At 72.5% G+C, this 26,646-nt stretch carries 19 protein-coding genes and 2 tRNA genes; 12 read left to right on the top strand and 9 right to left on the bottom strand.

From position 1 onward, the window contains the following. Positions 1-79: 79 nt before the first annotated feature. Together ACFV6E_RS21010 and ACFV6E_RS21005 are read right to left on the bottom strand one after the other, a co-directional pair. Positions 80-4,519 (bottom strand): PAS domain-containing protein, encoded by a 4,440-nt coding sequence (locus ACFV6E_RS21010; RefSeq protein ID WP_385463455.1) that lies wholly within the window; start codon positions 4,517-4,519, stop codon positions 80-82. A 397-nt stretch (positions 4,520-4,916) separates the two neighbouring features. Beyond that, a complete protein-coding gene (locus ACFV6E_RS21005) occupies positions 4,917-5,507 on the bottom strand; it encodes an SSI family serine proteinase inhibitor (protein ID WP_385463452.1) in 591 nt (196 codons plus the stop codon). A gap of 170 nt (positions 5,508-5,677) precedes the next feature. On the opposite strand from ACFV6E_RS21005, the gene ACFV6E_RS21000 reads away from it, so the two are divergent. From ACFV6E_RS21000 to ACFV6E_RS20955, 10 genes are all read left to right on the top strand, one after another. Further along, a tRNA-Ser gene (locus tag ACFV6E_RS21000) sits at positions 5,678-5,768 on the top strand. A 203-nt stretch (positions 5,769-5,971) separates the two neighbouring features. Further along, a tRNA-Arg gene (locus ACFV6E_RS20995) sits at positions 5,972-6,044 on the top strand. 169 nt (positions 6,045-6,213) lie between these two features. Further along, positions 6,214-7,149, top strand: coding sequence for a DUF2797 domain-containing protein (locus tag ACFV6E_RS20990; RefSeq protein WP_385175112.1), 936 nt, complete (start codon positions 6,214-6,216; stop codon positions 7,147-7,149). A gap of 333 nt (positions 7,150-7,482) precedes the next feature. Beyond that, positions 7,483-8,535: an amidohydrolase family protein gene (locus ACFV6E_RS20985; protein ID WP_385463450.1), complete on the top strand. Its 1,053-nt coding sequence runs from the start codon at positions 7,483-7,485 to the stop codon at positions 8,533-8,535. A 390-nt stretch (positions 8,536-8,925) separates the two neighbouring features. Next, positions 8,926-9,666 carry a response regulator transcription factor gene (locus ACFV6E_RS20980; RefSeq protein ID WP_385175106.1) on the top strand — a complete coding sequence of 247 codons (741 nt, stop codon included), beginning with the start codon at positions 8,926-8,928 and terminating at the stop codon, positions 9,664-9,666. Continuing rightward, positions 9,663-11,258 carry an ATP-binding protein gene (locus tag ACFV6E_RS20975; protein ID WP_385463447.1) on the top strand — a complete coding sequence of 532 codons (1,596 nt, stop codon included), beginning with the start codon at positions 9,663-9,665 and terminating at the stop codon, positions 11,256-11,258. The genes ACFV6E_RS20980 and ACFV6E_RS20975 overlap by 4 nt, the downstream gene beginning before the upstream one ends. Positions 11,259-11,284: 26 nt before the next feature. Next, positions 11,285-12,787 carry a glycosyltransferase gene (locus ACFV6E_RS20970; RefSeq protein ID WP_385175101.1) on the top strand — a complete coding sequence of 501 codons (1,503 nt, stop codon included), beginning with the start codon at positions 11,285-11,287 and terminating at the stop codon, positions 12,785-12,787. Continuing rightward, positions 12,784-15,024 (top strand): ArnT family glycosyltransferase, encoded by a 2,241-nt coding sequence (locus ACFV6E_RS20965; protein ID WP_385463444.1) that lies wholly within the window; start codon positions 12,784-12,786, stop codon positions 15,022-15,024. Before ACFV6E_RS20970 ends, ACFV6E_RS20965 begins: the two co-directional genes overlap by 4 nt. 188 nt (positions 15,025-15,212) lie before the next feature. After that, complete coding sequence (locus tag ACFV6E_RS20960) at positions 15,213-16,736, top strand: MFS transporter (protein ID WP_385463441.1); 1,524 nt, start codon at positions 15,213-15,215, stop codon at positions 16,734-16,736. Between the two features lie 142 nt (positions 16,737-16,878). Continuing rightward, positions 16,879-17,652: a TetR/AcrR family transcriptional regulator gene (locus tag ACFV6E_RS20955; RefSeq protein WP_385174869.1), complete on the top strand. Its 774-nt coding sequence runs from the start codon at positions 16,879-16,881 to the stop codon at positions 17,650-17,652. 202 nt (positions 17,653-17,854) lie between these two features. Here the strand turns inward: ACFV6E_RS20955 and ACFV6E_RS20950 are convergent, their stop codons facing one another. After that, positions 17,855-18,325 (bottom strand): PPOX class F420-dependent oxidoreductase, encoded by a 471-nt coding sequence (locus ACFV6E_RS20950; protein WP_385463438.1) that lies wholly within the window; start codon positions 18,323-18,325, stop codon positions 17,855-17,857. Between the two features lie 54 nt (positions 18,326-18,379). Next, positions 18,380-18,733: an STAS domain-containing protein gene (locus ACFV6E_RS20945; protein WP_385463435.1), complete on the bottom strand. Its 354-nt coding sequence runs from the start codon at positions 18,731-18,733 to the stop codon at positions 18,380-18,382. 282 nt (positions 18,734-19,015) lie between these two features. On the opposite strand from ACFV6E_RS20945, the gene ACFV6E_RS20940 reads away from it, so the two are divergent. After that, positions 19,016-19,720 carry an ANTAR domain-containing protein gene (locus ACFV6E_RS20940; protein WP_385463432.1) on the top strand — a complete coding sequence of 235 codons (705 nt, stop codon included), beginning with the start codon at positions 19,016-19,018 and terminating at the stop codon, positions 19,718-19,720. Positions 19,721-19,791: 71 nt separating this feature from the next. On the opposite strand, the gene ACFV6E_RS20935 is transcribed toward ACFV6E_RS20940, so the two are convergent. The 3 genes from ACFV6E_RS20935 to ACFV6E_RS20925 all read right to left on the bottom strand — a co-directional run bounded on the left by ACFV6E_RS20935 (position 19,792) and on the right by ACFV6E_RS20925 (position 23,889). Continuing rightward, positions 19,792-20,613 carry a YceI family protein gene (locus ACFV6E_RS20935; RefSeq protein WP_385174857.1) on the bottom strand — a complete coding sequence of 274 codons (822 nt, stop codon included), beginning with the start codon at positions 20,611-20,613 and terminating at the stop codon, positions 19,792-19,794. 125 nt (positions 20,614-20,738) lie between these two features. Then, complete coding sequence (locus tag ACFV6E_RS20930; protein WP_385463429.1) at positions 20,739-23,282, bottom strand: MFS transporter; 2,544 nt, start codon at positions 23,280-23,282, stop codon at positions 20,739-20,741. A 127-nt stretch (positions 23,283-23,409) separates the two neighbouring features. Further along, on the bottom strand, positions 23,410-23,889 hold the full coding sequence (locus ACFV6E_RS20925) for a MarR family winged helix-turn-helix transcriptional regulator (RefSeq protein WP_385174851.1): 480 nt from the start codon (positions 23,887-23,889) through the stop codon (positions 23,410-23,412). Between the two features lie 452 nt (positions 23,890-24,341). Between ACFV6E_RS20925 and ACFV6E_RS20920 the strand changes: the two genes are divergently transcribed. Continuing rightward, positions 24,342-24,542 carry a hypothetical protein gene (locus ACFV6E_RS20920; RefSeq protein ID WP_385463427.1) on the top strand — a complete coding sequence of 67 codons (201 nt, stop codon included), beginning with the start codon at positions 24,342-24,344 and terminating at the stop codon, positions 24,540-24,542. A gap of 99 nt (positions 24,543-24,641) precedes the next feature. On the opposite strand, the gene ACFV6E_RS20915 is transcribed toward ACFV6E_RS20920, so the two are convergent. Together ACFV6E_RS20915 and ACFV6E_RS20910 are read right to left on the bottom strand one after the other, a co-directional pair. Next, positions 24,642-25,475: a hypothetical protein gene (locus ACFV6E_RS20915; RefSeq protein ID WP_385463424.1), complete on the bottom strand. Its 834-nt coding sequence runs from the start codon at positions 25,473-25,475 to the stop codon at positions 24,642-24,644. A gap of 221 nt (positions 25,476-25,696) precedes the next feature. Beyond that, positions 25,697-26,611, bottom strand: coding sequence for an RNA polymerase sigma factor SigF (locus tag ACFV6E_RS20910; RefSeq protein ID WP_385174843.1), 915 nt, complete (start codon positions 26,609-26,611; stop codon positions 25,697-25,699). Positions 26,612-26,646 lie beyond the last annotated feature (35 nt).

The following is a 26,646-nucleotide window of genomic DNA, read 5'->3' as shown; positions in this document are numbered from 1 at the left end:
GGGGTTGGGTGTGTTTCACGTGAAACACACCCAACCCCCGCCCCGCGGAGATCAGTTGACAGCGATCAGTTGACAGCGATCAGTTGGTGCCGATGCGCGCCAGCAGGTCGACGATCCGGTCCTGCACCTCGGTACTGGTCGAGCGCTCGGCGAGGAACAGCACCGTCTCCCCCGCGGCCAGCCGAGGCAGTTCGCTCTGGTCGACGGCGGCGGTGTAGACGACGAGCGGCGTGCGGTTGAGCTGGCCGTTCGCGCGCAGCCAGTCGACGATCCCGGCCTGCCGGCGCCGGACCTGCATCAGGTCCATCACCACGAGGTTCGGACGCATCTGCGCGGCCAGTGTCACCGCGTCCGCGTCGGACGCGGCCCGCGCGACCTGCATACCGCGCCGCTCCAGCGTCGCCGTGAGCGCCAGCGCGATCTCCCCGTGCTCCTCGATGAGCAGCACCCGCGGCGGATGCTGCTCCGAGTCGCGCGGGGCGAGCGCCTTCAGCAGGACGGCCGGATCGGCGCCGTACGCCGCCTCGCGCGTCGCCTGGCCGAGGCCCGCCGTCACCAGGACCGGGACCTCCGCGGCGACCGCCGCCTGGCGCAGCGACTGGAGCGCGGTGCGGGTGATCGGGCCGGTCAGAGGGTCGACGAAGAGCGCGGCCGGGAAGGCGGCGATCTGTGCGTCGACCTCCTCGCGCGAGTGCACGATGACGGGCCGGTAGCCGCGGTCGCTGAGCGCCTGCTGCGTCGTCACGTCCGGCGCGGGCCAGACGAGCAGCCGCCGCGGGTTGTCCAGCGGCTCCGGGGGCAGCTCGTCGTCCATGGGCCGTGGCTGGGGCTGGTCGGCGACCTCGATGGCACCGCCGGGGCCGTCGAGCGGCTCGGGCCCTTCATCCGCGTTCTCGTCCGGCGCCCCTATGGCGTACGAGCGCCCGGCGCCCTCGGTGCCGACGGCCGCGCGGGGGGCGGCCGGTCCGGTCCCCGGGTGCTGCCGGGCACCGGTCTCCGGACGCTCGGCCACGGCGTCGGGACGCGTGCCGAGCTTGCGGCGGCGTCCGGAACCGTTGGTCTGGTGCGGGGGCGGAGTGGGCGTCTGCGATTGCGACTGTGCCTGCGGCTGCGCGCCGGGCTGCTGCGCCGCCGCCTGGTTGGGCGGATGCGGTTGGCTGGTCTGAGAGGTCTGGGTGGTCTGTGCGGGCTGCTGATGGGGCTGGTTCGGCGGGGCCTGGCGGCCGAACGGCACCCCCTGGCCCAGCGTCCGCACGTTGAACGCACGGCCCTGCGTCGAGTTCGGGTCCACCGGCACGGCGGCCTCGGCGGGCAGCGGCTGCGCCGCCCTGGCCGGCACGGCGCGTTCCGGCGGCAGCGGCGTACCGGGGGCAGGGGTCTGCCCGATCCCCGCCTGCTCCTGAGCAACCGGCTGACCGGCCGGACCGGCCGGACCAGACGGACCGGGCTGACCGGGCTGGGCAGGAGGGGCCTGGTCGGGCAGGGGCTGGGCGGGCGCGACCGGCCCGAGCGCCGCCCTCGGCACGGCGACGGGCTCAGCGGCGACCGGCTGCGCGCCCATCTGCGGTGCGCCTGCCTGCGATGCGCCCGCCTGAGGCGCGGCCTGCTGCGGATTGCCCTGCTGCGGATGACCTTGCTGCTGTGCCACGGCCGGTGCGGCCACCGGCTGTCCGGGCATCGGCTGTCCGGGCATCGGCTGTGCCGCACTCGGCTGCCCGGGAACGGCCTGCCCGGCGGTGTTCGGCACCTGCGCGGGCACGCCCGCCGTGTCCGTCTGCGGCTCCGGCGCTGCCGGGCGGGCCCGGCGCCGCCCGGTCGGTGCCGGTACCGGATGCGGCTGCGGCGGAGTGTGGTCATCGGCCGGATCGTGCGCCACTGCGTCGTGCGCCACCGCGTCGTGGCGGCCGTCGTCCGTCGGGACACCGGCGGCAGACAGGGCGCCGGGACCTGCGGACACGGCTCCGGCAGCAGGTGCGGGTGTGGGTGCCGTCGCCGGTGCGGGTACGTCGGGTCCGGCAGCCGTCACGGGCGCCTCGGCCGCGGCGTACTCCGGTGAGCGGTCCGCCTCGGCAGGCGGCAGCGCGAACACCGTACGGGCGCCGGCCTCCTGCGCGGCGGCGCGCTCCGCGGCGGCGGCCAGGGCGCGCCGGCGGCGTCCGGTCGGCTGCCCGGCGGCGGCCACTTCTGCGGAACCACCGTCGGGCGCGTTCTGCGGCGTGTTCTGAGATGGGTTCTGCGGTGCGTTCTGGAGTGCGTTCTGGGGTGCGGGCAGCGCCGGTGGCAGGGCGTGCTGCTCGCCGCCGTGCCGGGCACGCCGGCCCGACGGAGCGGGTACGCCCTGCGGAGGCACCGCCGGCCCCAGGCCCGTGCCCGCGGCGGCGGTCCCGGCGGCGTGTTCGCCCGCCATGACGACGGCGCCCTCGGAGACACCACCGGCGCCAGCGACACCACCGGCGCCAGCGACACCTTCGGTGCTCCCGGCGCCGCCCTCCTCGACCGGACTCGGCCGTCCCCGGCGGCGCCCGGTGCCGCCGGAAGACCCGCCGGACGCTCCGCCGGTCTCCTCGGCCTCGGGTCCGGCGCCCTGCGCGGGCACCGGCACCGGCATCTCACCGGTCGCCGGTTCGGCCGCCCGCCGACGGCGCCGGCCGGTGGGCGCGGAGCCCGGGTCATCGGCGGACTGCTCGGCGCCGCCCGCCGCGACCTCGCTCTCCAGGAAGGCGTCCACGGAGGCCCGCCGGGCCCGCCGCCGTCCGCCGCCCTGCCGCGAGGCCTGCTCGGGAAGCGCGACCTCGGCGCCGGAAGCCTCCCCGGCCGGGGCCGCGGCGGGGACCGGAGCCGCGGCCGCAACCGCGCCCGCGCCACCGCCGAGCGGCACCTCCAGCACGAACGCGCTGCCGCTCATCCCCGGCACCTCGTGCGTCTGGAGCACACCGCCGTGCGCCCGCACGATGCCCCGGACGATCGGCTCGTGCACCGGGTCGCCCCCGGAGTAAGGCCCGCGGACCTCGATCCGGACGACCTCACCGCGCTGCGCCGCCGCTACGACGACCGTGTTGTCGAGGTAACCGCCCGCCGAGACCGGTGCGTTGCCCGTCGCGTCGACCCCCGCCACGTCCGCGACGAGGTGGGCGAGCGCGGTGGCGAGCAGACTGGCGTCGACCTCCGCTTCGATGGGCGGCGCGTGCACCGCGAACTGCACCCGGCCGGGCCCGATCAGCTCGACGGCACCGTCGACACCGGCCGCCACGACCGCGTCGAGCATGACCTTCGTACGGGAGATCTGCCCGGTACCGGCGTCCAGCCGCTGATAACCGAGCACGTTGTCGACGAGCGTGGTGATCCGGGAGTAACCGGCCGCGAGGTGGTGGAGCACCTGGTTGGCCTCGGGCCAGAGCTGGCCCGCGTCGTCCGCGGCCAGCGCGGACAGCTCACCGCGGAGCTGGTCGAGCGGCCCGCGCAGCGACTGGCCCAGCACGGCGAGCAACTGGTCGTGGCGGGCGGCCAGCGCCTCGTAACGGTCCTTCTCGCGCTCGGCGAGCGCCGCGTAGCGGTCGTCGCCCGCGGCGAGTTCCTCCGCGTGCTGCTCGCGCACCTCGGCGAGCTCGGCGTCGTGCCGCTCGCGCAGCTTCTCCAGCTCGTCGGCGTGCTCGTCCGCGAGCCGTGCCAGTTCCTCGGTGTGCCGGGCCGTCTCGGCGTCCTTCTCCTCGGCGAGGCTCTCGTACGGCCGCCGGTCGGTGAACGTCATCACGGCGCCCACGAGCTGGTCGCCGTCGCGCACCGGCGCGGTCGTCAGGTCGACCGAGACCTTCTCGCCGCCCTTGGACCACAGCACCTGCCCGCGCACCCGGTGCTTGCGCCCGGAGCGCAGGGTGTCGGCGAGCGGCGACTCCGCGTACGCGAAGGGCTCGCCGTCCGAGCGGGAGTGCAGGATGAGCGCGTGCAGGTCCTGGCCGCCGAGGTCGCTGGCCCGGTAACCCAGTATCTGGGCGGCGGCCGGATTGACGAGGACGACCCGGCCATCGGTGTCGGTGCCGACGACGCCCTCGGAGGCGGCGCGCAGGATCATCTCGGTCTGCCGTTGCGAACGCGCGAGTTCGGCCTCGGTGTCGACGGTGCCCGACAGGTCGCGTACGACCAGCATGAGCAGCTCGTCGCCGGTGTAGCCGTGGCCGTCGTACGCCTGCTGGCCGTTCTCGAGATTCGCACTCGTGACTTCGACGGGGAACTCGCTCCCGTCGGTCCGCCGGGCGACCATCCGGGTCGGCTTGGTCCGTCCGCTCGGGTCGATGGCCTCCGGGCGCCGCATCGAGCCGGGGATCAGCCGGGAGTCGAAATGCGGCAGCAGATCGAGCAGGCCCCGCCCCACCAACGCCGTCCCCGGGGCCTCGAAGGCCTCCAGGGCGATGGTGTTCGCGTTGACGACCGTCCCATTGGCGTTGACCAGTACCAACGCGTCGGGCAGCGCGTCGAGTATGGCTGCGAGGCGAGCAGCGCCTCGGGATGGCCTGCTGCTCACGAGACGCTTCCTCCCTGTTACCGCACCTTGCCGACCGCGAGAGCCATCTTGCCAACCGGCCCGCAGCGTGTCACGCGAGGGAGTCTACGGGCTGGGGTTGCGCTCGCGATGCCGGATGAGAGGGAGGTCGCACGCAGAAGCGACGCAGAAGCTGTGACTTCGCATTTCCGCCCGCGGAACCATGACTTGGACATGGCCCAGCCGTGCCGCGCCCGTGCCCTGGCTGTGCGAGCCGGCGGGCGGACGACGGTGAAAGGCAGGACGGACAGGCTGAACACACCGGACGTCAGGGACATGGCGGACATGGCGAACGCGACGAACATGACGAACGCGATGAACATGACGAAGCGATGCCGGACATCTCGGACCCGGCTGGTGTGTCGCACGGGCCGGCGCCCTAGGAGCTCAGATCGGGCAGCAGCGGCACGAGCGCGTCCCAGCGGCTGATCCGGCACCCGTCACCGCGGTCGTACGTCGCGTCGACGGGGCGCCCGGCCCAGGTGCCGGTGATGTGCGCGGTGGCCGGGCCGCCGTACTTCATGGTGCACACCCTCCCCTCGGGCACGGGGGCGAAGGGGCTGGCGCCCCACCGGGTGGCGCGGTCGAGCCGGTCGCAGGCGCCCCGTACGTCGGGATGGTCGCCGCCGTCCGGATGACAGGCCAGCTCGTACGTCCCGTCGGCGTCACCCGCGTGCCGGACGGTGACGCGCAGACGATCCCCACCGCCCCCGGCAGGGACGGAAGGGGGCGCGAGCGGCACGGAGAACGAACCGTCCGCCGGAAGCACCGTGCCGGGCGCGGCGTGCGAGTCACCCGGCGCGAAGGGAACCGCACCGGATGCTGCGCATGCCGCACTCGTCGCGGAGGTCAGGGCGGCGACGGAGGCGACGGCCGCGAGGGCAACCCGGCGTTCGACTCGGCGTCCGGCTCGGCGTCCGATCCGGCGGTTGACCCGACGGCCGATCCGGCGACCCGTCTCCAAGGGCATGACAGGACTCATACCGGGACTAACGCCGCACGGCCCGCGTGGTTGCGCCGCGCCACGGGGGCTTTGCCCTGCGGCCTTCCCGCCTAGTACCGTGGGAGCCGATTGGTGACACCCCACTCGGCTGTGTCATCATCTGCACGCACCACTCGCGCTCGCGCGGTGGCTGTGCTGGAGGCGTCGCCTAGTCCGGTCTATGGCGCCGCACTGCTAATGCGGTTTGGGACTTAAATCCCATCGAGGGTTCAAATCCCTCCGCCTCCGCGCCGAGTCCCGAAGCCCCGGTCATCCCGACCGGGGCTTCGGTCGTTCTCGGACCGCAGACTCGCTCCGAACGGCGTTTCCGCAGCTCAGGCCGGGTGCGGGAAACGGATTTCGCCTCAGGGCGCCAGTCATGTAATGTTGTTCCCGCAACGCCGACCAGGCAGAAAAGCCCGGAAGGAAGAGCACCACAACAGAACACGCAAGCACTCGTAGCTTAACGGATAGAGCATCTGACTACGGATCAGAAGGTTGCAGGTTCGAATCCTGCCGAGTGCACATGAGGCAAGGGCCCCGGAGAAATCCGGGGCCCTTGGTGTTTGTCGGGTGTCAGGGGCAGGTCTCGGGTTCCTGGGGTTCGGGGTTGTCGGGGGTTGGGGTGAGGGTGGCCGGGCGCGGCAGCCGCGCGCGCCCTCGAATGTCAGTGGGGGCGCCTACGCTCGGGGTGATGGGACGGGTGTGGAGTTGTTCGGGGCTGCGGTGGTCGGCGGACGGCCCGGTGCTGATGTGGGGCGGCGGTAAGGGCAGCGCGCTGGCCCGGGGGATGCGGGTGGCCTTCGCGGTGGCGGACGGGGCCGTGCGGACATGCGTGGGTGCGCGGGGGTACGCATGTCCGGTACGGGCCGCCGTGCCGGGGCGCAGTACCGGCGGGCGGTGCGAGGAGTGCGCACGGCTTGAGCGGGCGCACTCCGTCGCCGCCGACACCCTCGCCGACGACCCGCGGCCGTACCACGTGTACCTGGCCTGGTTCGGGCCCGGCATGGTCAAGGTGGGGATCACGGGAGTCGGACGGGGTTCCGCGCGGCTGCTGGAACAGGGGGCCGTCACCTTCAGCTGGCTGGGACGCGGACCGTTGATGGCCGCGCGGCGGGCGGAGGAACTGCTGCGGGCCGCACTGCGCGTCCCCGACCGGATCCCGTACGCCGAGAAGCGGGCGGTGCGGGCCGTACTGGCCGGCGGCGGTACGGAGACGGACGCGGATGCGGAGACGGAAGGGGTGGCCGAGCTCGCCGGGTTGCACGAGCTCGCCGGGCGGCTCGACGCGTGGCCCGAGTCGTTGGAGCGGTTGCCGTTCCGGCCGGTGGACCACACGGGGGTGTTCGGGCTGGCGGGGCTGCCGCCCGCCGCGGGCGTCGTGGGCGAGCTGGTCGCCGGGGGCGCCCTCGGCGGGGAGCTGCTCGCCGCCGCCGGGCCCGACCTGCATCTCGCGACCGGCCGCGGTGTCGTCGTACTGGACACCCGGCTGATGCCGGGCTGGGAGCTGACTGCGACGGACGCCTCGGGCGCCGGGAGCGGGGGTGGTGGGGACGGCGGGGCGTCGGGCTTCCCGCTGCGGGAGTTGAAGGCGGCGGGGAGACCGAGCGTGCAGGACGGGCTGTTCTGAGGGAGGCGTGCGGGTGGAGGAGGGGCGCGCCCTGAGGGAGGGGGCTGAGGACGGCGGGAAGCGCGGGCGTGCAGGACAGGTTGTTTCGAGCGCTACGCATCGTGCCGGGTGGGCTGTTTCGAGCGCTACGCATCGTGCCGGGTGGGCTGTTTCGAGCGCTACGCATCGCGCGGGGTGTGCTGTTTCGAGCGCTATGCGTCACGCGGGGTGGGCTGTTTCGAGCGCTACGCGTCACGCGGGGTGGGCCGTTCGAAGCCGTACGCGGGGCCGCCGGCCGACCGTTCCAGGCGGCGGCTCTGGACGGCAGTCCCGTCAGCCCCGGAAAGTGGCCGCATGAGCGATCACCTCGAAGCCCCCGACGGTGCCGTGCCCGACGGTGCCGTGCCCGGCCTCGCCGCCCCCGACGCCGTCCAGCCATCCCCCGCCCCATCCCCCGTACGGGCATCCCCCGTACGTGACCCGGACGTCCCGGAGGCGGATGCCGTGCGGCGGTTCTGGGCGGGGCTCGGGCTGCCCGGGCTCGTCGACGTGCACACGCACTTCATGCCCGAGCGGGTGCTCCGTAAGGTCTGGGGCTACTTCGACGCGCTCGGCCCGCTGACCGGCGGCGTCGAGTGGCCGATCACGTACCGCGCCGAAGAGGCGGAACGCCTCGCGCTGCTACGGGGGTTCGGGGTAAGTGCCTTCACCGCGATGCTCTACCCGCACAAGGCCGGCATGGCCCGGTGGCTGAACGGCTGGGCCGCCGACTTCGCGCGCCGCACGCCCGACTGCCTGCACACCGCGACCCTCTTCCCGGAGCCGGGCGTCGAGGCGTACGTGCGCGAGGCGGTCGACGCGGGTGCCCGGGTCTTCAAGGCGCACGTCCAGGTGGGGGCGTACGACCCGGCGGACGAGCTGCTGGATCCGGTGTGGGGGTTCCTCGCCGGGGCGGGCGTCCCGGTCGTGATGCACTGCGGGTCAGGGCCCGCTCCGGGCAAGCACACCGGGCCCGAGCCGGTCGCCCGGGTGCTGGCCCGGCACCCGCGGCTGCGGCTCGTCGTGGCGCACCTCGGGATGCCCGAGTACGAGGACTTCCTCGGGCTTGCGGAGCGGTACGCGGAGGTGCGGCTCGACACGACGATGGCGTTCACCGACTTCAGCGAGCGGTTCGCGCCGTTCCCGCGCCGGGCGCTGGGGCGGCTCGCGGACCTCGGCGACCGGGTGCTGCTCGGCACGGACTTCCCCAACATCCCCTACGGGTACGTCCATCAGCTCAATGTTCTGGAGCGCCTCAACCTCGGCGACGACTGGCTGCGGGCGGTCTGCCACGACAACGGCGCCCGACTGTTCGGCCTCCCGACCTCACCGCGGACGGCCCCACCGCCGACGGCCCCGCGGCCCTGACCCGCAGGCCTGTCCCCGCGGCCCTGACCCGCCGCCCCAGCCCCGCCCGGACCGCGGCCCCACCGCCGACGGCCCCGAAGCCCTGCCCCGCGGCCCTGACCCGCAGGCCTGTCCCCGCAGCCCTGACCCGCCGCCCCCAGCCCCGCCCGGACCGCGGCCCCACCCACACCCCACACCCCGCTCCACCCGCTAAGGAAGCTCACAGCCCACTCCAAGCCGACCGCCTCGCGCGCACCCCCTCCACCGCCGCCCGAAAAGCGCCCGCACCCCTTGCGGCGCCCGGGCTGTGGGTATCTGCCGGGTGTTCCCTGAGAGGCGCCTGTGAATTTCTCAGAAAAATCACAGGTTCCCGAAAGGGTGCTCTCAGCGGCGCGCACCAATGTGTGGGCTATGACCACGACCTCGCCCCAGGGGCGCACCGAACTGCTGAGGCCGGACGGGAGCCCCGTCCGCGTGCTGGTGGTGGACGACGAGCTGTCCATCACCGAGCTGCTTTCCATGGCCCTTCGCTACGAAGGCTGGCAGATCCGCAGCGCGGGTGACGGACAGGGGGCGGTACAGACCGCCCGCGAGTTCCGGCCCGACGCCGTGGTGCTGGACATGATGCTGCCCGACATGGACGGGCTGACGGTGCTCGGCCGCCTTCGCCGCGAGCTCCCCGACGTGCCGGTCCTCTTCCTGACGGCCAAGGACGCCGTCGAGGACCGGATCGCCGGGCTGACCGCGGGCGGCGACGACTACGTCACCAAGCCCTTCAGCCTGGAAGAGGTCGTGGCCCGGCTGCGCGGGCTGATCCGCCGTTCCGGCGCCGCGGACCGCCGCAGCGACTCCGTGCTGGTCGTCGGGGACCTCACCCTCGACGAGGACAGCCACGAGGTGTCGCGGGCCGGGGTGAACATCCACCTGACGGCCACCGAGTTCGAGCTGCTGCGCTTCCTGATGCGCAATCCGCGCCGGGTGCTCAGCAAGGCGCAGATACTCGACCGCGTGTGGTCGTACGACTTCGGCGGCCAGGCCAACGTCGTCGAGCTCTACATCTCCTACCTGCGGCGGAAGATCGACGCGGGCCGGGAGCCGATGATCCACACCCGGCGCGGCGCCGGTTACCTGATCAAGCCCGCGGTCTCATGACGGGACGACGACGGCCGCGGGGGCAGCGGCGGGTCCGACAGCCGCGCACGCTGCGGACGCGGCTCGTCGTCGGGGCGGTCGCGCTGATCGCCGTGGTGTGCACCGCCATCGGTACCGTGACGACCATCGCGCTCGGCTCCCACCTGTACGAGCAGCTCGACAAGTCGGTGGCCGAGGTCGCCATGCGCGCGTCGGGGCCGCCCCAGGTGCCCGACAAGGATGCCGGTCCTGACAACCGGCTGCCGCAGGGCGACGACGGCTCCGCCGACAAGGCCGTCCTGGACTTCGTGACCAAGGGTCCGCAGCAGGTCGGCACGGTGGGCGCCGTGGTGGGCAGCGACGGCGGCATCACCGAGGCCGAGGTCAGCACCGAGAAGCAGAGCACGGACGACCGGCCGCAGATCCAGGGCAAGGACCTCACCGACGCGCAGCTCGCCGCGCTGGGCTCGGTCTCGCGCGACAGCAAGGTGCACACGGTCGACCTGCCCGGGCTCGGCGAGTACCGGGTCCAGTACACGAGCGGTGTGCACGGGGCGTACCTCGTGGGGCTGCCGACCGCGGACGTCGCCAACACCGTCAACACCCTCATCCTCGTCGAGGTGAGCGTCACCGCCGCCGGGCTCGTCGCCGCCGGTATCGCCGGCACGGTCCTCGTCGGCATCGCCCTGCGCCCGCTGCGCAAGGTCGCCGCGACCGCCACCCGCGTCTCCGAACTGCCGCTGCACAGCGGCGAGGTGACCCTCTACGACCGGGTGCCCGAGTCCGAGGCCGACCCGCACACCGAGGTCGGCCGGGTCGGCGCCGCCCTGAACCGGATGCTCGACCACGTGCACGGCGCCCTGCACGCGCGCCAGCAGAGCGAGATGCGCGTCCGGCAGTTCGTCGCGGACGCGAGTCATGAGCTGCGCACGCCGCTGGCCTCCATCCGCGGCTACGCCGAGCTGACCCGGCGCGGCCGGGAACAGACCGGGCCCGACACCCGGCACGCCCTCGGCCGGATCGAGTCCGAGGCCGGGCGCATGACCCTGCTCGTCGAGGATCTGCTGCTGCTCGCCCGGCTCGACGCGGGCCGCCCCCTCCAGTACGACCAGACCGACCTCGTACCGCTCGTCATCGACGCGGTGAGCGACGCGCGGGCGGCCGGGCGCGACCACAACTGGCGGCTCGAGCTGCCCGAGGAGCCGGCCCTGGTGTCGGCGGACGCGGCCCGGCTTCAGCAGGTACTGGTCAATCTGTTTGCCAATGCGCGTACGCACACACCGCCGGGAACGACCGTGACGGCCCGTGTGCACCGGTACGGGCCGTGGTTGTGCGTGGACGTCCAGGACGACGGGCCCGGCATCCCCGCGGACCTGCTGCCGCGCGTTTTCGAGCGGTTCGCCCGCGGTGACTCCTCGCGGTCCCGGGCCTCCGGCTCGACCGGGCTCGGGCTCGCCATCGTGCAGGCCGTCGCGGACGCACACGGCGGCGCCGTGACCGTCGACAGCGTCCCCGGACGCACGGTGTTCACCGTCCATTTGCCTGCGCTTGTCGTCGAAACGAATTCGCAAACGTACTCACAGGCACACCACAGTGCCACCACATGGGTGTAACAGGGCAGTTGACGAATGTCGGTGTCATGCGAACCGACTCTTCTCCCGGCAACCTGCCGGCGCGGGAGCACCTCCCGGCCGGAAATGCCGGTACGCCTGTCCTGGACGTAGTGATCCCCGTCTACAACGAGGAGAAGGACCTCCAGCCATGTGTGCGGCGGCTGCACGAGCACCTCGCGCGCACCTTCCCGTACGCCTTCCGCATCACGATCGCGGACAACGCGTCCACGGACACCACACCGCTGGTGGCCGCCCGGCTGGAGTCGGAGATCGCCGAGGTCAGGTCCTTCCGTCTGGAGCAGAAGGGCCGCGGACGGGCCCTGCGCACCGTCTGGTCGGCCTCGGACGCCCCGGTCCTCGCCTACATGGACGTGGATCTGTCCACCGACCTCAACGCCCTGCTGCCGCTGGTGGCGCCGCTGATCTCCGGCCACTCGGACCTGGCGATCGGCTCCCGGCTCGCCCGCTCCTCGCGGGTGGTGCGCGGCGCCAAGCGCGAGTTCATCTCCCGCACCTACAACCTGATCCTGCGCGGCTCGCTCCAGGCCCGCTTCTCCGACGCCCAGTGCGGCTTCAAGGCGATCCGCCGTGACGTCGCCCAGGTGCTGCTGCCGCTCGTCGAGGACTCCGGCTGGTTCTTCGACACCGAGATGCTGGTGCTCGCCGAGCGGGCCGGGCTGCGCATCCACGAGGTGCCGGTCGACTGGGTCGACGACCCGGACTCGACGGTGCACATCGTCAAGACGGCCACCGACGACCTCAAGGGCGTCTGGCGCGTCGGCCGCGCCCTGGCCACCGGCTCGCTGCCGCTCGACCGGCTCGCCCGGCCCTTCGGCGACGACCCGCGCGACCGCGACCTGACCGACGTACCGCGCGGGCTCGCCCGCCAGCTGGTCGGCTTCTGCGTGGTGGGCGCCCTGTCCACCCTCTTCTACCTGCTGCTCTACTCCGTCTTCCGGAGCTTCTCGGGGCCGCAGATCGCCAACGCGCTCGCCCTGCTCGTCTCGGCGGTCGCCAACACCGCGGCCAACCGGCGGCTGACCTTCGGCGTACGCGGCCGGGACCGCGCCGTGCGCCACCAGGTCCAGGGTCTCGTGGTGTTCGGCATCGGACTCGTCCTCACCAGCGGCTCGCTCTTCGCCCTGAACGCCGCGACCGACGAGCCCGCGCACTCCACGGAACTGGCGGTGCTGATCGCCGCCAACCTCGCGGCGACGGTGCTGCGGTTCCTGCTCTTCCGGGCCTGGGTCTTCCCCGACCGCGGTGACGCCCCGGCCTCCACGGTCGTGATGACGCACAACCCGGCCTCGCCCACCTACTCCACGGCCGGCGCCCCGGCCCACCAGCACGGCCCGCTGCCGCAGCGCCCCGCGGCGCCGTACCCCGGCGACCGGCAGGGCCCGCCCGCGCCGTACGACACGACCGCCCAGTTCCGCGCCGGTGACGCCGCGGGCCGCACGTGGGGGGACGCGACGCTGCACATGCAGAAGGTGCCCCCGCACGGACACGATCCGAGGACCACACGATGACGACCCAGTCCGAACCGACCCACCAGGAGGCGCTCAGTCCCTCCTGGGGGCCGCCCGGCACGGCGGAACCCGGAGTCCAGGGGACAGCCGCCGCCGACTCCGGTGAGCCCCGGCAGCCCTTCCTGCGCCGCGTGTGGCGCGGCCGGCCCGAGGACCCGCGCTGGGCCCGACCCGCGCTCCTCGCCCTGCTGCTCGTCACCGGAGTGCTCTACCTGTACGACCTGAGCGCCTCCGGGTACGCCAACTCCTTCTACTCGGCGGCCGTCCAGGCCGGCAGCGAGAGCTGGAAGGCCTTCTTCTTCGGCTCGTCCGACGCGGCCAACTCGATCACCGTCGACAAGCCCCCGGCCGCCCTGTGGCCGATGGCCCTGTCGGTCCGGATCTTCGGTCTGAGCTCCTGGGCGATCCTCGTTCCCGAGGTCCTCATGGCCGTCGCCACGGCCGGCGTCCTGTACGCGGCCCTGCGCCGCCGCTTCGGCCCGGCGGCCGGTCTGATCGCGGGCGCGGTGTTCGCGCTCACGCCCGTCGCCGCGCTGATGTTCCGCTTCAACAACCCGGACGCGCTGCTCGCGCTGCTGATGACGGTCACCGTCTACTGCGTGGTCCGCGCCCTGGAGGACGGCCGCACCAAGTGGCTGGTGTGGGCGGGTGTCGCGGTCGGCTTCGCCTTCCTGGCCAAGACCCTCCAGGCATTCCTGATCCTGCCGCCGCTGGCGGTCCTGTACGCGGTGTGCGCGCCGGTCAAGGTGAAGAAGCGGTTCGCGCAGCTCGGGCTCTCCGCCCTGGCCATGGTGGTGGCCGGTGGCTGGTGGGTCGCGATCGTCGAGCTGTGGCCCGCGTCGTCCCGGCCGTACATCGGCGGCTCGCAGAACAACTCGTTCCTGGAGCTGACCTTCGGCTACAACGGGCTCGGCCGGATCAACGGCGAGGAGACCGGCAGCGTCGGCGGCGGTGGCGGAGGCGGCACCGGGCAGTGGGGCGAGACCGGCTGGGACCGGATGTTCAACTCCGAGATCGGCAGCCAGATCTCCTGGCTGCTCCCCGCCGCGCTGATCCTGCTGGTCGCGGGGCTCGTGCTCACCCGGAAGGCCGCGCGCACGGACCTGGTCCGCGGCTCGTTCCTCGCCTGGGGCGGCTCGCTGCTGATGACCACGCTGGTCTTCAGCTACATGGCGGGCATCTTCCACCAGTACTACACGGTGGCCCTGGCCCCGTACATCGCCGCAGTGGTCGGCATGGGCGCGGTGGCGCTGTGGCGGGAGCGCTCCCGGCTGTGGGTCTCGCTCACCCTGGCCGCCGCGGTCACCGCGACCGCGGCCTGGGGCTACGTGCTCCTCAACCGCACCCCCGACTACCTGCCCTGGCTGAAGTGGCTGGTGCTGATCGGCGGCCTGACCGGCGCGCTCGGCCTGATCTTCGTGACCCGGCTGAGCCGGCAGCTGGCCCTCGCGGTGGTCGGGCTGAGCCTCGCCGCCTCGGTCGCGGGTCCGACCGCGTACACGCTGTCCACGCTGAACACCGGGCACACCGGGTCGATCGTGACGGCCGGTCCGTCGGGCGCGAGCATGATGGGCGGCGGCGGCCGGGGCGGCGGTCCCGGTGGCGGTGGCGGTGGCTTCCCCGGTGGCGGCGGCCAGAACCAGCAGGGCGGCGGCAACTCCCAGCAGGGCGGCGGCATGGGCCAGCCCCCGACCGGTGGCAACGGCGGCGGCTTCCCCGGTGGCGGCCAGAACCAGCAGGGCGGCGGCAGCTCCCAGCAGGGTAATGGTCAGAGCCAGGGCAACGGCCAGGGCCAGGGCAACGGCCAGAACCAGCAGGGCGGTATGGGCGGTCCCATGGGCGAGGGCGGCATGGGCGGCGGCGGCATGGGCGGTCTGCTCAACGGCGCGACCGTCAGCTCCAAGGCCAAGAAGCTCCTGACGGCCGACTCCGACGACTACACCTGGGTCGCCGCGTCCATCGGCTCCCAGAACGCCGCGAGCTACCAGCTCGCCACCGGCAAGCCCGTGATGGCGATCGGCGGCTTCAACGGCACGGACCCGTCCCCGACGCTGGCCCAGTTCAAGAAGTACGTGAAGGAAGGCAAGATCCACTACTTCATCGGGGGCGGCAGCATGGGCGGCGGCAGCAGCGACAGCGGCAGCTCCTCCCAGATCACCTCGTGGGTCGAGAAGAACTTCAAGGAGGTGACGGTCGGTTCGGCCACGTTCTACGACCTGACCCAGGCGAAGAGCTGACGGACCGATCCCGTACGGAAGCGGTCTCATGGACCAGGGCGGTGGCCCGGGGCGCATCAGTGCCCCGGGCCACCGCCCTTCCGCATGTCACCGGCACCGCCGATAATCGGCTGTACGGCGTACGGGGAGCGTTCTACGGTGTATGGCGCACGCTCACGTACGCCGTAGAAGACCGAGAAAGGGGCCCCATGACGGCACAGGCACAGTCACATTCACCGGCGGACGCCGGCGGCACCGCGGCCCCCCAGGGGCATCCGCAGCGCTGGCTGATCCTCGGCGTCATCTGTCTCGCGCAGCTCACCGTGCTGCTCGACAACACCGTCCTGAACGTCGCCATCCCCTCGCTCACCCGGGAGCTCGGCGCGGGCACCGCCGACATCCAGTGGATGATCAACGCGTACTCGCTGGTGCAGTCCGGACTGCTGCTCACCGCGGGGAGCGCGGCGGACCGCTACGGCCGCAAGAAGATGCTGATCGCCGGGCTGGCGCTGTTCGGCATCGGCTCCCTGGTGGCCGGACTGGCCGACTCCACCGGGCAGCTGATCGCGGCGAGAGCCGGCATGGGCGTCGGCGGCGCGCTGCTGCTGACCACCACGCTCGCCGTCGCGATGCAGATCTTCACGCCCGGTGAGCACCCGAAGGCCATCGGCATCTGGAGCGCCGTCAACGCGCTCGGCTTCGCGGTGGGCCCGCTGCTCGGCGGCTTCATGCTCGGCCACTTCTGGTGGGGCGCGATCTTCCTGGTCAACCTGCCGGTGGCGGCGCTCGGACTGCTCGCGGTCGTGGCCCTCGTACCGGAGTCGAAGAACCCCCAGGGCGACCGCCCCGACCTGCTCGGCGCGCTGCTGTCCACCGTCGGCATGACCGCACTCGTCTTCGCGATCATCTCCGGCCCCGAGCACGGCTGGACCTCCGGCCGGGTGCTCGCCACGGCGGCCCTCGCGGCCCTCGTCCTCGCCCTCTTCGCGTACTGGGAGAGCCGGATCCCGTACCCCATGCTCGATCTGCACTTCTTCCGCGACCGGCGCTTCAGCGGGGCTGTCGCGGGAGCCGTGCTGATCACCTTCGGGATGGGCGGCGCGCTGTTCCTGCTCACCCAGCACCTCCAGTTCGTCCTGGGATACGGGCCGCTGGAGGCCGGGCTGCGCACCGCGCCGCTCGCCCTGACCGTGGTGGCGCTCAACTTCACCGGTCTGTCGGCGAAGTGGACCGCGAAGCTCGGCACACCGGTCTCGATCGCGCTCGGCATGGTGCTGATGTCGGGCGGCCTGGTGTCGATCGCGACGCTCGCCGCGCACGGTTACACGGGCACCCTGCTCGGGCTGCTGCTGATCGGCGCGGGCTGCGCCGTCGCCAACCCGGCCATGGCGCACGCCATCATGAGCGCGATCCCGCCGGCCAAGGCGGGCGTGGGCGCGGGCATCAACGGCACGCTCGCCGAGTTCGGCAACGGCCTGGGCGTGGCGGTGCTCGGCGCGGTCCTCAACTCCCGGTTCGCCGCGCTGATCCCGGTGGCCGCGGCCTCCCTCCCGGCGGCGCTCGCCTCGGCGGACTCCGCGCGCGAGCGGGCGGCCGTCACCGACGCGTTCTCCTCGGGCCTGGAGACCAGCCAGCTCGTCGGCGCGGTGGCCGTGCTGCTCGGCGGACTGCTCGCGGCCGCGTTGCTGAGGCGGGCGGAGAGGGCAGACTCCGCGATGGCCGCGTCCGTGTGACGCGCGCTTAGCATCGAGCTGGGCGGAGCGGAGGATTCCGGCCACCCGCTCGGGGAGCCCGGCCACTTCGGGTTCCGCGGTACTGAGTTCGAAAGCGGTACTGAGTGCGACGAAGCGGTACTGAGTGCGAAAGAGGTGCGCCATGGTGAGGGCAGCCGACCGGGACGAGCGTCCGGCACGGACCAGCGTCTGGCTGGAGGGCAAGGCGCCCCGGGGCGGTACGGGGCGCGGCGGGCAGCCGTCCGGTCTCGACCGGGACCGCATCACCGGGGCCACCGTGCGGCTGCTCGACGCGGAGGGACTGGCCAGGTTCTCCATGCGCCGGCTCGCCGCCGAGCTGAACGTGACCGCGATGTCCGTCTACTGGTACGTGGACACCAAGGACGACCTGCTCGAACTCGCCCTCGACGCGGTCTTCGGCGAACTGGCGCCGCCCGCCGACGAGTCGGCGAAGGACTGGCACGACCGGCTCCGCTCGCTGGCCTCCGGCTACCGGGCCCTGCTGGTCCGCCACCCGTGGGTCTCCCCGCTCATCGGCAGCTTCCTGAACATCGGCCCGCACTCGATGGCCTTCTCCGAGCGGGTGCGGCAGGTGATCCGCGACACCGGGCTGCCCCTGCACGGCCAGGCGGGCGCGCTCGCCGCGGTCTTCCAGTTCGTGTACGGCTTCGGCACGATCGAGGGCCACTTCAAACAGCGCTGCGCCTCGGCCGGGATGACCCAGGACGAGTACTTCCACCAGGCCATGAGCTCGATCCGGGAGGAGGAGCGGTTCGCCGAGCGCTTCGAGAGCGCCGCGGACCTGATGGCGGCCCGCGGCGGCGACACGGTCGAGGAGATGCGCGAACGGGACTTCGACTTCGCCCTGGAGACGCTGATCGCGGGGATCGAGACGATGGTGGCGCGGGGGGCGTGAGACCGCCGGGCCCCGGGCGGCGGGTGCCGCCCGGTCTCGGAGGGCGGCCCCAGTCTCAGGCTGCGGGCCGGTCTCGGCGTGCCGCCCGGTCTCGGGTGCCGCCTGGTCTCGGCGTGCGGGCCGGTCTTGGCGTGCGGGCCGGTCTCAAGAGCCACCCGATCCAGGTGCGGGCCGGTCAGCCACCCGATCCAGGTGCGGCCGGTCAGCCCTCCGAGGCCAGCCGGGCCGGGAAGCCTCCCGTGGCCACCGGGCCCCAGCGCTCCGGGGTGATCCGGATGATCGACTTCCCCTGCTTCAGCATCGCCTCCCGGTACTCGTCCCAGTCCGGGTGCTCGCCCGCGATGTTGCGGTAGTACTCGACCAGCGGCTCGACGGAGTCGGGGGAGTCGATGACCTCGGCGGTGCCGTCGATCTGGACCCAGGGCCCGTTCCATTCGTCGCTCAGCACGATCAGGCTGACCCGCTCGTCCCGCCTGGCGTTCCGCGTCTTGGCGCGCTCCGGGTAGGTGGAGACGACGATGCGGCCGGAGTCGTCGACCCCGCAGGTCAGCGGCGAGCCCTGGGGACCGCCGTCGCTCCGCCGGGTGAGCAGGAGGGCACGGTGCCGGGGCCGTACGAAGTCCAGCAGTTCGTCGAGGGAGACGGACGTGTTCGTCGCGATGTTCGGTGCCATGCGGCCAGCCTAGGCGGCGGCGCACCGAAAAGGTCGTCAGGTTCGCGGGCCCGGCTACGCCGCCTCGATGGCCTCGGCCAGGTCGTCGTAGACGGGGATGTCCCGGCGCAGTCCGGTCAGTTCGAGGAGCCGGCTGACCAGGCCGTCGGGTTCCGCCGCGACGCGCAGGTGCGTGCGCGGCGGCGGGTGGAGGTGCGCGCGCACCTCGTTGATGAGGCGCACGCCCTGGGAGTCCATGAACCGGGTGCCGGTCAGGTCGAGGACGAGCAGACGCAGCCGGTCCCGGCGTAAGTCGAGGACACCGAGGGTGTGGGCGCGCACCGTGGCGGCGTTGGAGATGTCTATCTCGGGCGGCAGTGCGAGGAGCGTGCAGTTCGGCAGGTCACGGGGGGTCGGGGCGAAGGGCATGGGGGGCTCACCTGGGGGACGTCGGTCCGGGGTCCGGGGAGGCCGCTTCCTGACCTGCGAGGACCATTCCACCACTTGCACGGGGCTCGGCGGAACCCTGGTGACCGGGCCGCCACCTCACCCCATCGGAGCAGCTAAAGTGCTGTTCGTCCTGTGCTCGCAGTCGGGAATGTGCTGCGGAGCTCTCCTGCGCATGGCGCTGGACTTGTCGTCGAACGAACGACCGGGTTCAGACCGTGCACGCCGAAGAGGTTCGTGGTGGCTGCGTCCGACTTTCCTGAATTGTCCCATTCCCGTCCCCTGACGGGTCTCGAGCTGGCCGATGCCCTGACACTGGCCGCTCAGCAGCTCCACGAGACGTCGACGACCGACGGCGTGCTCCGGACCGCCGTCCGGCTCGCTGTGGACCTGCTGCCCGGCGCCGAGTACGCGGGCATCTCCGCTGTCGAACGCGCCGCCGCGCGGGAGTGCCTCGCCTGGAGCGACGAGCTCGTGCGCGACGCCGACGCCCTGGACCCGGACGCCCCGGACGCGGACGGCGTGCAGCCTCCGTACTGGGACCGGCTGTGGAACGCGCCGGTCGTCCGGATCGACGACAGCGCCTCCTGCGAGGACGGCGAACTCTCCCTCTCCGGCCTGGGCCTGCGCTCGGCGCTCGCGCTCCGGCTGCGCGCCGACCGCCGCCGGCTCACCGCCCTCACGCTCTACTCCCGCAAGCCGCGCGCCTTCGACGACTGGGCCGTCCGCACCGGCCGGCTCTTCACGGCGCACGTCAGCATCGCGCTGGAGACCGTCACCATGCGCGAGCAGCTCACCGAGGCGATGCGCACCAGAGACCTGATCGGACAGGCCACCGGCATCCTGATGGAGCGTCTGAACATCGACGCGGAGGACGCGTTCGACAGTCTCGTCCGCACCTCGCAGCGCGAGAACGTCAAACTGCGCGACCTGGCCCGCCGCATCGTGGGCGCGATGGACCGCCCCTGACGCGAGACGGCCTCCGTCCCCGGGGCCCTCACGGGCACGGGGACGGAGGCCGTCGTCGGTGAAGGGTGGCGTCAGGCCGCCGGCAGGGCGTCGCCCTGGACGGCCTGGATGTCCAGCTCCACCCGCAGCGTGGTGCCGATGGCCGAGATGCCCGCCTGGAGCACCTGGTTGTAGTTCATCGCGAAGTCCTCGCGGCGCAGCTCCGCCGTCGCGCGGAAGGCGGCGCGGGTACCGCCCCAGGGGTCGGCGCCGGTGCCGAGGTAGGCGAGGTCGAGGTCGACGGGCCGCACCACGCCGTGCATGGTCAGCTGGCCGTGCACCGTCCACCGGTCGGAGCCGGCCGGGGTCAGCCCCGCCGAGCTGAAGGTGATCTCCGGGTACGTCTCCACGTCCAGGAAGTCCGGCGACTTCAGGTGCCCGTCGCGCATCCCGTTGCCGGTGTCGATGGAGGCCGCGGCGATCACCGCCTCCACCCGGGACTTGGCCACCTCGTCCGGGGCGATCTCGATCCGGCCCACGAACTCCGTGAACCTGCCGTGCACGCTGGAGATGCCCAGGTGCTGCGCGACCGCCGCCACCGAGGAATGCACCGGGTCGATGGTCCAGATCCCGGGCGGTGGCAGCTCGGTGCCGCCCTGCCGGGCGAGCACCACGTTGCCGACCTCGGCGCGCCCGCTCGCCGTGACGATCGCGCTGGACGCGGCGGGCGCGTAGCCGACCGCGGTGACGATCACGGTGTAGGCGCCGGGCGCCAGCGCGGTGCCGTCCCGGACCGCCCCGTCTGCGTCGGCCTCGGCCCGCACCACCTGGGTGCCCGTCATGTCGGTCACCGTGACGACCGCGTGCGACACGGCCCATCCGTCCCGCGTACGAATCCGTGCGGTCAGTCCCATCCCGTTTCTCCTTGCAAGCAAAGCCAAACCCGATCACAACCGGTCGAACCGAATGCGCCGGTGGAAAAGACCGGCCCGCGGGGCGCGCCTCCGCTCAGGCGCGCGCCCACGGGCCGGGGTCCGAACTACTCGCCCGGGTGGGAGAGTTCAATGTCGTGGCTGTCCACGCCGCGGCCGTTGACCGTCAGCGAGGTCGCCACCGGCGGGTAGCCCGTCGCGATGACGGTGTACTCGCCGCTGTCCAGGTCGGCGAAGGCGTACGCGCCGTCCGCACCGGTCCTGGCCGTGCCGACCACGTTCCCGGCCGCGTCGACCAGCGTCACCCGGGCGTCGCCGAGCGGACCGCCCGGAGCCCGTACGACACCCTGGACCTGCGCGCCCGAGCTGAGCTCGACCTCGATCCGGGTCACCCCGGTGCCGCCGACCTCGACGGGCAGCGCCATCGGGCGGTGGCCCGCGGCGTTCACCGCGACGGTCACGGCACCCGGCACCAGCTCGGCGAAGGTGAACTCGCCCTGCTCACCGGTGGCCCCGGTGGCCAGCACATCACCGCGCACATCGGTCACGATGACCATGGCACCGCCGACCGGAACCCCGGTCTCGGCCGCCCGCACCACACCGCTCAGCCCACTGGTGCCGCTGAGCAGGATGTCAAACGCGAGCGGCTCGCCGTTCACGACGATCGTCGAAGCCTGCGGCTGGAAGCCGTCGGCGGAGGCGATCAGCACGTACGAGCCCGCACCCGGCGCGTCCAGCGCGTAGGCGCCGTCGGCCTGCGCGACCGACCGGCCGAGCTGCCGTCCCGCGAGCGAGATCAGCGTCACCGCGGCCCGCGGCACGGGCGCGCTCTCGGCACCGCGGACGTGACCGCGGACCGGGACACCGCCGGGCACCGGGCCCGGGCCGTCCGTGCCGGCCGCCACCGTGGCGACGGCCGCGAGACGCTGCGTGCCCTCAGGACCCGCCTCGGTGGTCGCGGCGGCCCAGCTCGGGACCTGCTCGGCGGCCGGCGCGGACGCCTCCGCGGCCTCGGGGGCCCCGGCCACGGCGGCCGGCGCGGCGGTCTCGGAGGTGCTCTCCGCGGCCTGCGCCAGACCGCCGGAGGTGCGCAGCGGCACCTCCTTGATGAAGAGGGTGACGAGGAAGGCCAGCAGCGCCATGGCCGCGGCGATCAGGAAGACGTCCGCGATGCCGTGGCCGTACGCGCTCTCCACCACGGTGCGCAGCGGCGCGGGCAGCGCGTCCACGTCCGGGATGGAGCTGGAGCTGGAGCCCGAGGCGGCGGCCGCGTACTTCGGGTCGAGGCCGGTCAGACCGTCCTTGATGTAGTCGGTGATCCGGTTGGCCATGATCGCGCCGAGCGCGGAGACGCCGATGGCGCCACCGAGCGAACGGAAGAACGTGACCGTGGAGGAGGCCGAGCCGAGGTCGGACGGCGCCACCTGGTTCTGCGTGCACAGCACCAGGTTCTGCATCATCATGCCGATGCCGAGACCCATCAGCGCCATGAAGATCGCGATGTGCCAGTACGCCGTGTCGTAGCGGATCGTGCCGAGCAGGCCGAGGCCCGCGGTCACCAGCACACCGCCGCTGACCAGCCACGCCTTCCACTTGCCCGTCTTGGTGATGACCTGGCCGGAGACGGTCGAGGAGATGAACAGACCGCCGATCATCGGGATCGTCATCACACCGGACATCGTCGGCGACTTGTCACGGGCGAGCTGGAAGTACTGGCTGAAGAAGACGGTGCCGGTGAACATCGCGATGCCCACGAAGAGCGAGGCGATCGACGACAGCGTGATCGTCCGGTTGCGGAACAGCCGCAGCGGGATGATCGGCTCGCTGGCCTTCGACTCCACCAGCACGAACAGCAGGCCGAGCACGACCGAGCCGCCGACCATGGCGTAGGTCTGCCACGAGATCCAGTCGTACTTGTCACCGGCGAAGGTGACCCAGAGCAGCAGCAGCGAGACCGCCGCGGAGATGAAGAACGCGCCGCCCCAGTCGACCTTGACCTGGCGCTTCACCACGGGCAGGTGCAGCGTCTTCTGGAGCACGATCAGCGCGATGACCGCGAACGGCACACCGACGTAGAAGCACCAGCGCCAGCCGAGCCACGAGGTGTCGGTGATCACACCGCCGAGCAGCGGGCCGCCGACGGTGGCGACGGCGAAGGTCGCACCGAGGTAACCGGAGTAGCGCCCGCGCTCACGCGGCGAGATCATCGCCGCCATGACGATCTGGGCCAGGGCGGACAGACCGCCGACACCGATTCCCTGGACCACGCGGCAGGCGATCAGCATGCCCGGGTTCTGGGAGAGACCGGCGACCACGGAGCCCAGCACGTAGATGATCAGGGCTATCTGGACGAGGGCCTTCTTGCTGAACAGGTCGGACAGCTTGCCCCACAGGGGCGTGGTCGCGGTCATGGACAGCAGCGCGGCCGTGACGACCCAGGTGTAGGCGGACTGGCCGCCGCCGAGGTCGCCAATGATCTTGGGCAGCGCGTTGGAGACGATCGTCGACGACAGGATCGCGACGAACATGCCGAGCAGCAGCCCGGAGAGCGCCTCCATGATCTGCCGGTGCGTCATCTGAGCGCCGCCGCCGGAGGACCCACCTCCATGCTTGGCGTGAGCCCGCACACCGGCTGGTGTGGTCGTTGCCATGGGCTTCCTTTTCTTACGTTCGCTATGCGGTGGTGTACGGGTGGTCTATGTGCGGTGTTCTTTTCAATCGCGTACGAACGCGGACCGTTCACGTACGAGCGTGAACCGACCGCGAACGGGCGCGAAGTCAATCGCGTACGAGTGCGGAGGACGCGGGCGTGGGGCGCTGCGGCGCGCTCCGGCAGTCGCCGAAGCTCTCGCGCAGCCGGCCCATCAACTGGATGAGCCTGCCGACTTCGTCGTCGGACCAGTCGCTCAGGCGGTCGGCCAGCAGCTCCGAGGTGCGCCGGGAGAGCTCGTCCAGCCGCTCCTGCCCCGCGTCGGTGAGGGTCAGGATGCGGGAGCGTTTGTCGGCCGGGTCGGGGAAGCGTTCTATCCATCCCCGGTCCGCGACATGGGCCACATGGCGGCTGGTCACCGACATGTCCACGGAGAGCAGCTCGGCGAGCCGGCTCATCCGCATGTCGCCGTGGCGGCCGAGCAGCGTCAGTACGGCCGCGGAGCCCGCCGGGCAGTCCTGCGGCAGGATCCGCCCCATGTCGCGCTTCACGGCACCTATGGCGCTGAGCTGACGGGCGAGCTCCTCGTACTGGGCCTGCTCCGCCATCGCACCTCCCGTATTCGTTGCTTAGGGCAACCATAAAATCAGTTGGTTGCCACAGGCAAACGAAATCGGGGGTGCCGGGATAAAAAGTTGGCAAAGGCAAGCATTGGCGGGCGTAAATTCGCAGGTCAGGCGGGTGAAGGGGCTTCGCAGGGGCTTAAGAGCCGGTCCTGAGGGGCGCGGGGGCCGGTCCCGAGGGGCTTGGGGGCCGGTCCCGAGGGGTCTGAGAGCCGGTCCCGAGGGGTTTGAGAGCCGGTCCCGAGGGGTTTGAGGCGGGCGCTGGTGGAGGCTCGGTCGCCGCGCTCCTCCGGTCGGCGGGACGGGCCGGGCCGGTGATCGTGGGCCGGCCGGGCCGGTGATCGTGGGGCCGGTGGACTCGGTCAGGCCTTCGGGGCATGCCCCCAAGAGGACCCGGCGCTTGGGCAGTTCCCGCGCATTCGCTAGGGTCCAGGGCCATGGCAAACACCCAGGGCCCCGAGGGCAACTACGACCCCGCGGGGAGCACCCAGATGTTCCGCGCTTTCGTCGACGACGGCCCGCAGGGCCGTCAGCAGCAGTCGGCCCCCGCACCGGCCGGTCCCCGCATCGGCCTGATCATCGGCGTCGTGGTGGCCGTGGTGGTCGTCGCGGCGGTGGCTTGGCTGGCGCTGGCGTAGGTCCGGAACGGGTCGGAGCGGCCCGGGCCGGGCGGGTCGGGGCGAGTCGGCTCGGGGCGGCTTGGGCCGGGCGGGTCGGGGCGGCTTGGGCCGGCGCGGTCAGTTCCAGTGGGCGGAGACGTCCCGTGTTTCGATGTGCATGCCCAGCGGTACCCGCCACGCGTCCACGCAGACCGTCCAGGTCTTCTCCTCCGTCGCTCCGGCGGCGATCGGCGCGGGCAGGTCCTCGGTGGACTCGACCGTCGCCCAGTCGATCCCCAGCACCCCGATGATGTGCGTCCCGAAGGTCACCGTGCCCGAACGCACCGCGGTACCGCCGCTGTTGCGGAACGACACCGTGACCTTCTCGCACCACCGCTCGTCGGCCGCCTCCCGCAGCGGCTCCCCTACGACGAGCGCGGCCGGGCCGGCCGAGGGCGACGCGGTGCCGGTCGCGCCACCCGCACCGCTCGCACCGCCCGTACCGCCTGCGGTGGCTGTACCGCCCGTACCGCCTGTGGTGGCCGAACCGCCCGCACCGCTCGAACCGCCCGCACCGCTGTCCGTACCGCCGCTCCCGGCTCCGTCCGCCGCCGACGCCGCGCCGGTCGCCGTACCGGCCTCCTCGTCCCGTACGCCGTCGTCCGGGCCGATCGGGCCGTCCGTCCCCGGGGCTGTCATGCCGGGCGAGGGGTCCGGGGCCGTGTCCGGGGCCGCCGGGTCCGTCGTGGCGGACCCGTCCAGCGGTACCAGCGTCACGTCCCCCGTGGGGGCCGCCGCCGGCCCGGACGCCCCGGGCGGGCCGCCCGCCGGGCCGACCGCCACGTAGCCCTCGCGGTCCCCGCCGTCTCCGCCCGCGGTCAGCAGTACGGCGGTCACACACGCGACGGCCGCCGCGGCACCCAGCAAGGGGCCGCGGCGGCCGTGAGTCGAGGCGTTCGAAGCTCGGCGCATCGCGTCAGTGTGTCTGACGACCCGTCAAGAAGGAACCCGCAGGGGCCCAATGGGGGATCCGGGACCAGGACCAGACCGGGGACCAGGACCGGGACCAGGACCAGACCGGGACCAGGACCAGACCGGGACCAGGACCAGACCGGGACCGGGACCGAGGGCGGGACCGAGGTCGGGACCGAGGTCGGGACCGAGGGGGCGCGGACGCGACCCGTGGTGCCGGCTCAGTCCGAGATGAGTCCCTCACGAAGCTGGGCGAGGGTCCGGGTCAGCAGCCGGGAGACGTGCATCTGCGAGATGCCGACCTCCTCGCCGATCTGCGACTGCGTCATGTTCGCGAAGAAGCGCAGCATGATGATGCGGCGCTCGCGGGGCGGCAGCTTGGCCAGCAGCGGCTTCAGCGACTCGCGGTACTCGACGCCCTCCAGGGCCGTGTCCTCGTAACCCAGGCGGTCGGCGAGCGAGCCCTCGCCGCCGTCGTCCTCCGGAGCGGGGGAGTCCAGGGACGAGGCCGTGTACGCGTTGCCGACCGCGAGGCCGTCGACCACGTCCTCCTCGGACACCCCGAGTACCGCAGCGAGTTCGGCGACCGTCGGCGAACGGTCCAGCTTCTGCGCGAGCTCGTCGCTGGCCTTGGTCAGCGCCAGGCGCAACTCCTGGAGGCGGCGCGGCACCCGCACCGACCATGAGGTGTCGCGGAAGAACCGCTTGATCTCACCGACGACGGTCGGCATCGCGAAAGTCGGGAACTCCACCCCGCGTTCGCAGTCGAAGCGGTCGATCGCCTTGATCAGGCCGATGGTGCCGACCTGGACGATGTCCTCCATCGGCTCGTTGCGGGAACGGAAGCGCGCGGCGGCGTACCGGACCAGCGGGAGATTGAGCTCGATGAGGGTGTCGCGTACATAGGCGCGCTCGGGGCTGTTCTCGTCCAGCGCGGCGAGCCGCAGGAACAGGGAGCGGGACAGGGTGCGGGTGTCGATGGCTCCCGACTCCGGAAGGGCCGGAACGGTTTCCGAGTCGGGAAGAGCCGGGACGGTTTCCGAGTCCGGAAGGGCCGGGACGTCGTGAAGCACGTCGGGCGCGGACTCGCTCTTCGTGAGCGTGAGCACCTTCGAGCTGCCCTGGTCTGCGGACATGCCACCCCCTTTGGGTCGCGGACGGTCGCGACTGA

The sequence above is a fragment of the Streptomyces sp. NPDC059785 genome (genome assembly GCF_042732375.1).
In the GTDB taxonomy this organism is placed as follows: domain Bacteria; phylum Actinomycetota; class Actinomycetes; order Streptomycetales; family Streptomycetaceae; genus Streptomyces.
This window is presented reverse-complemented; position numbering and strand designations above follow the sequence as displayed.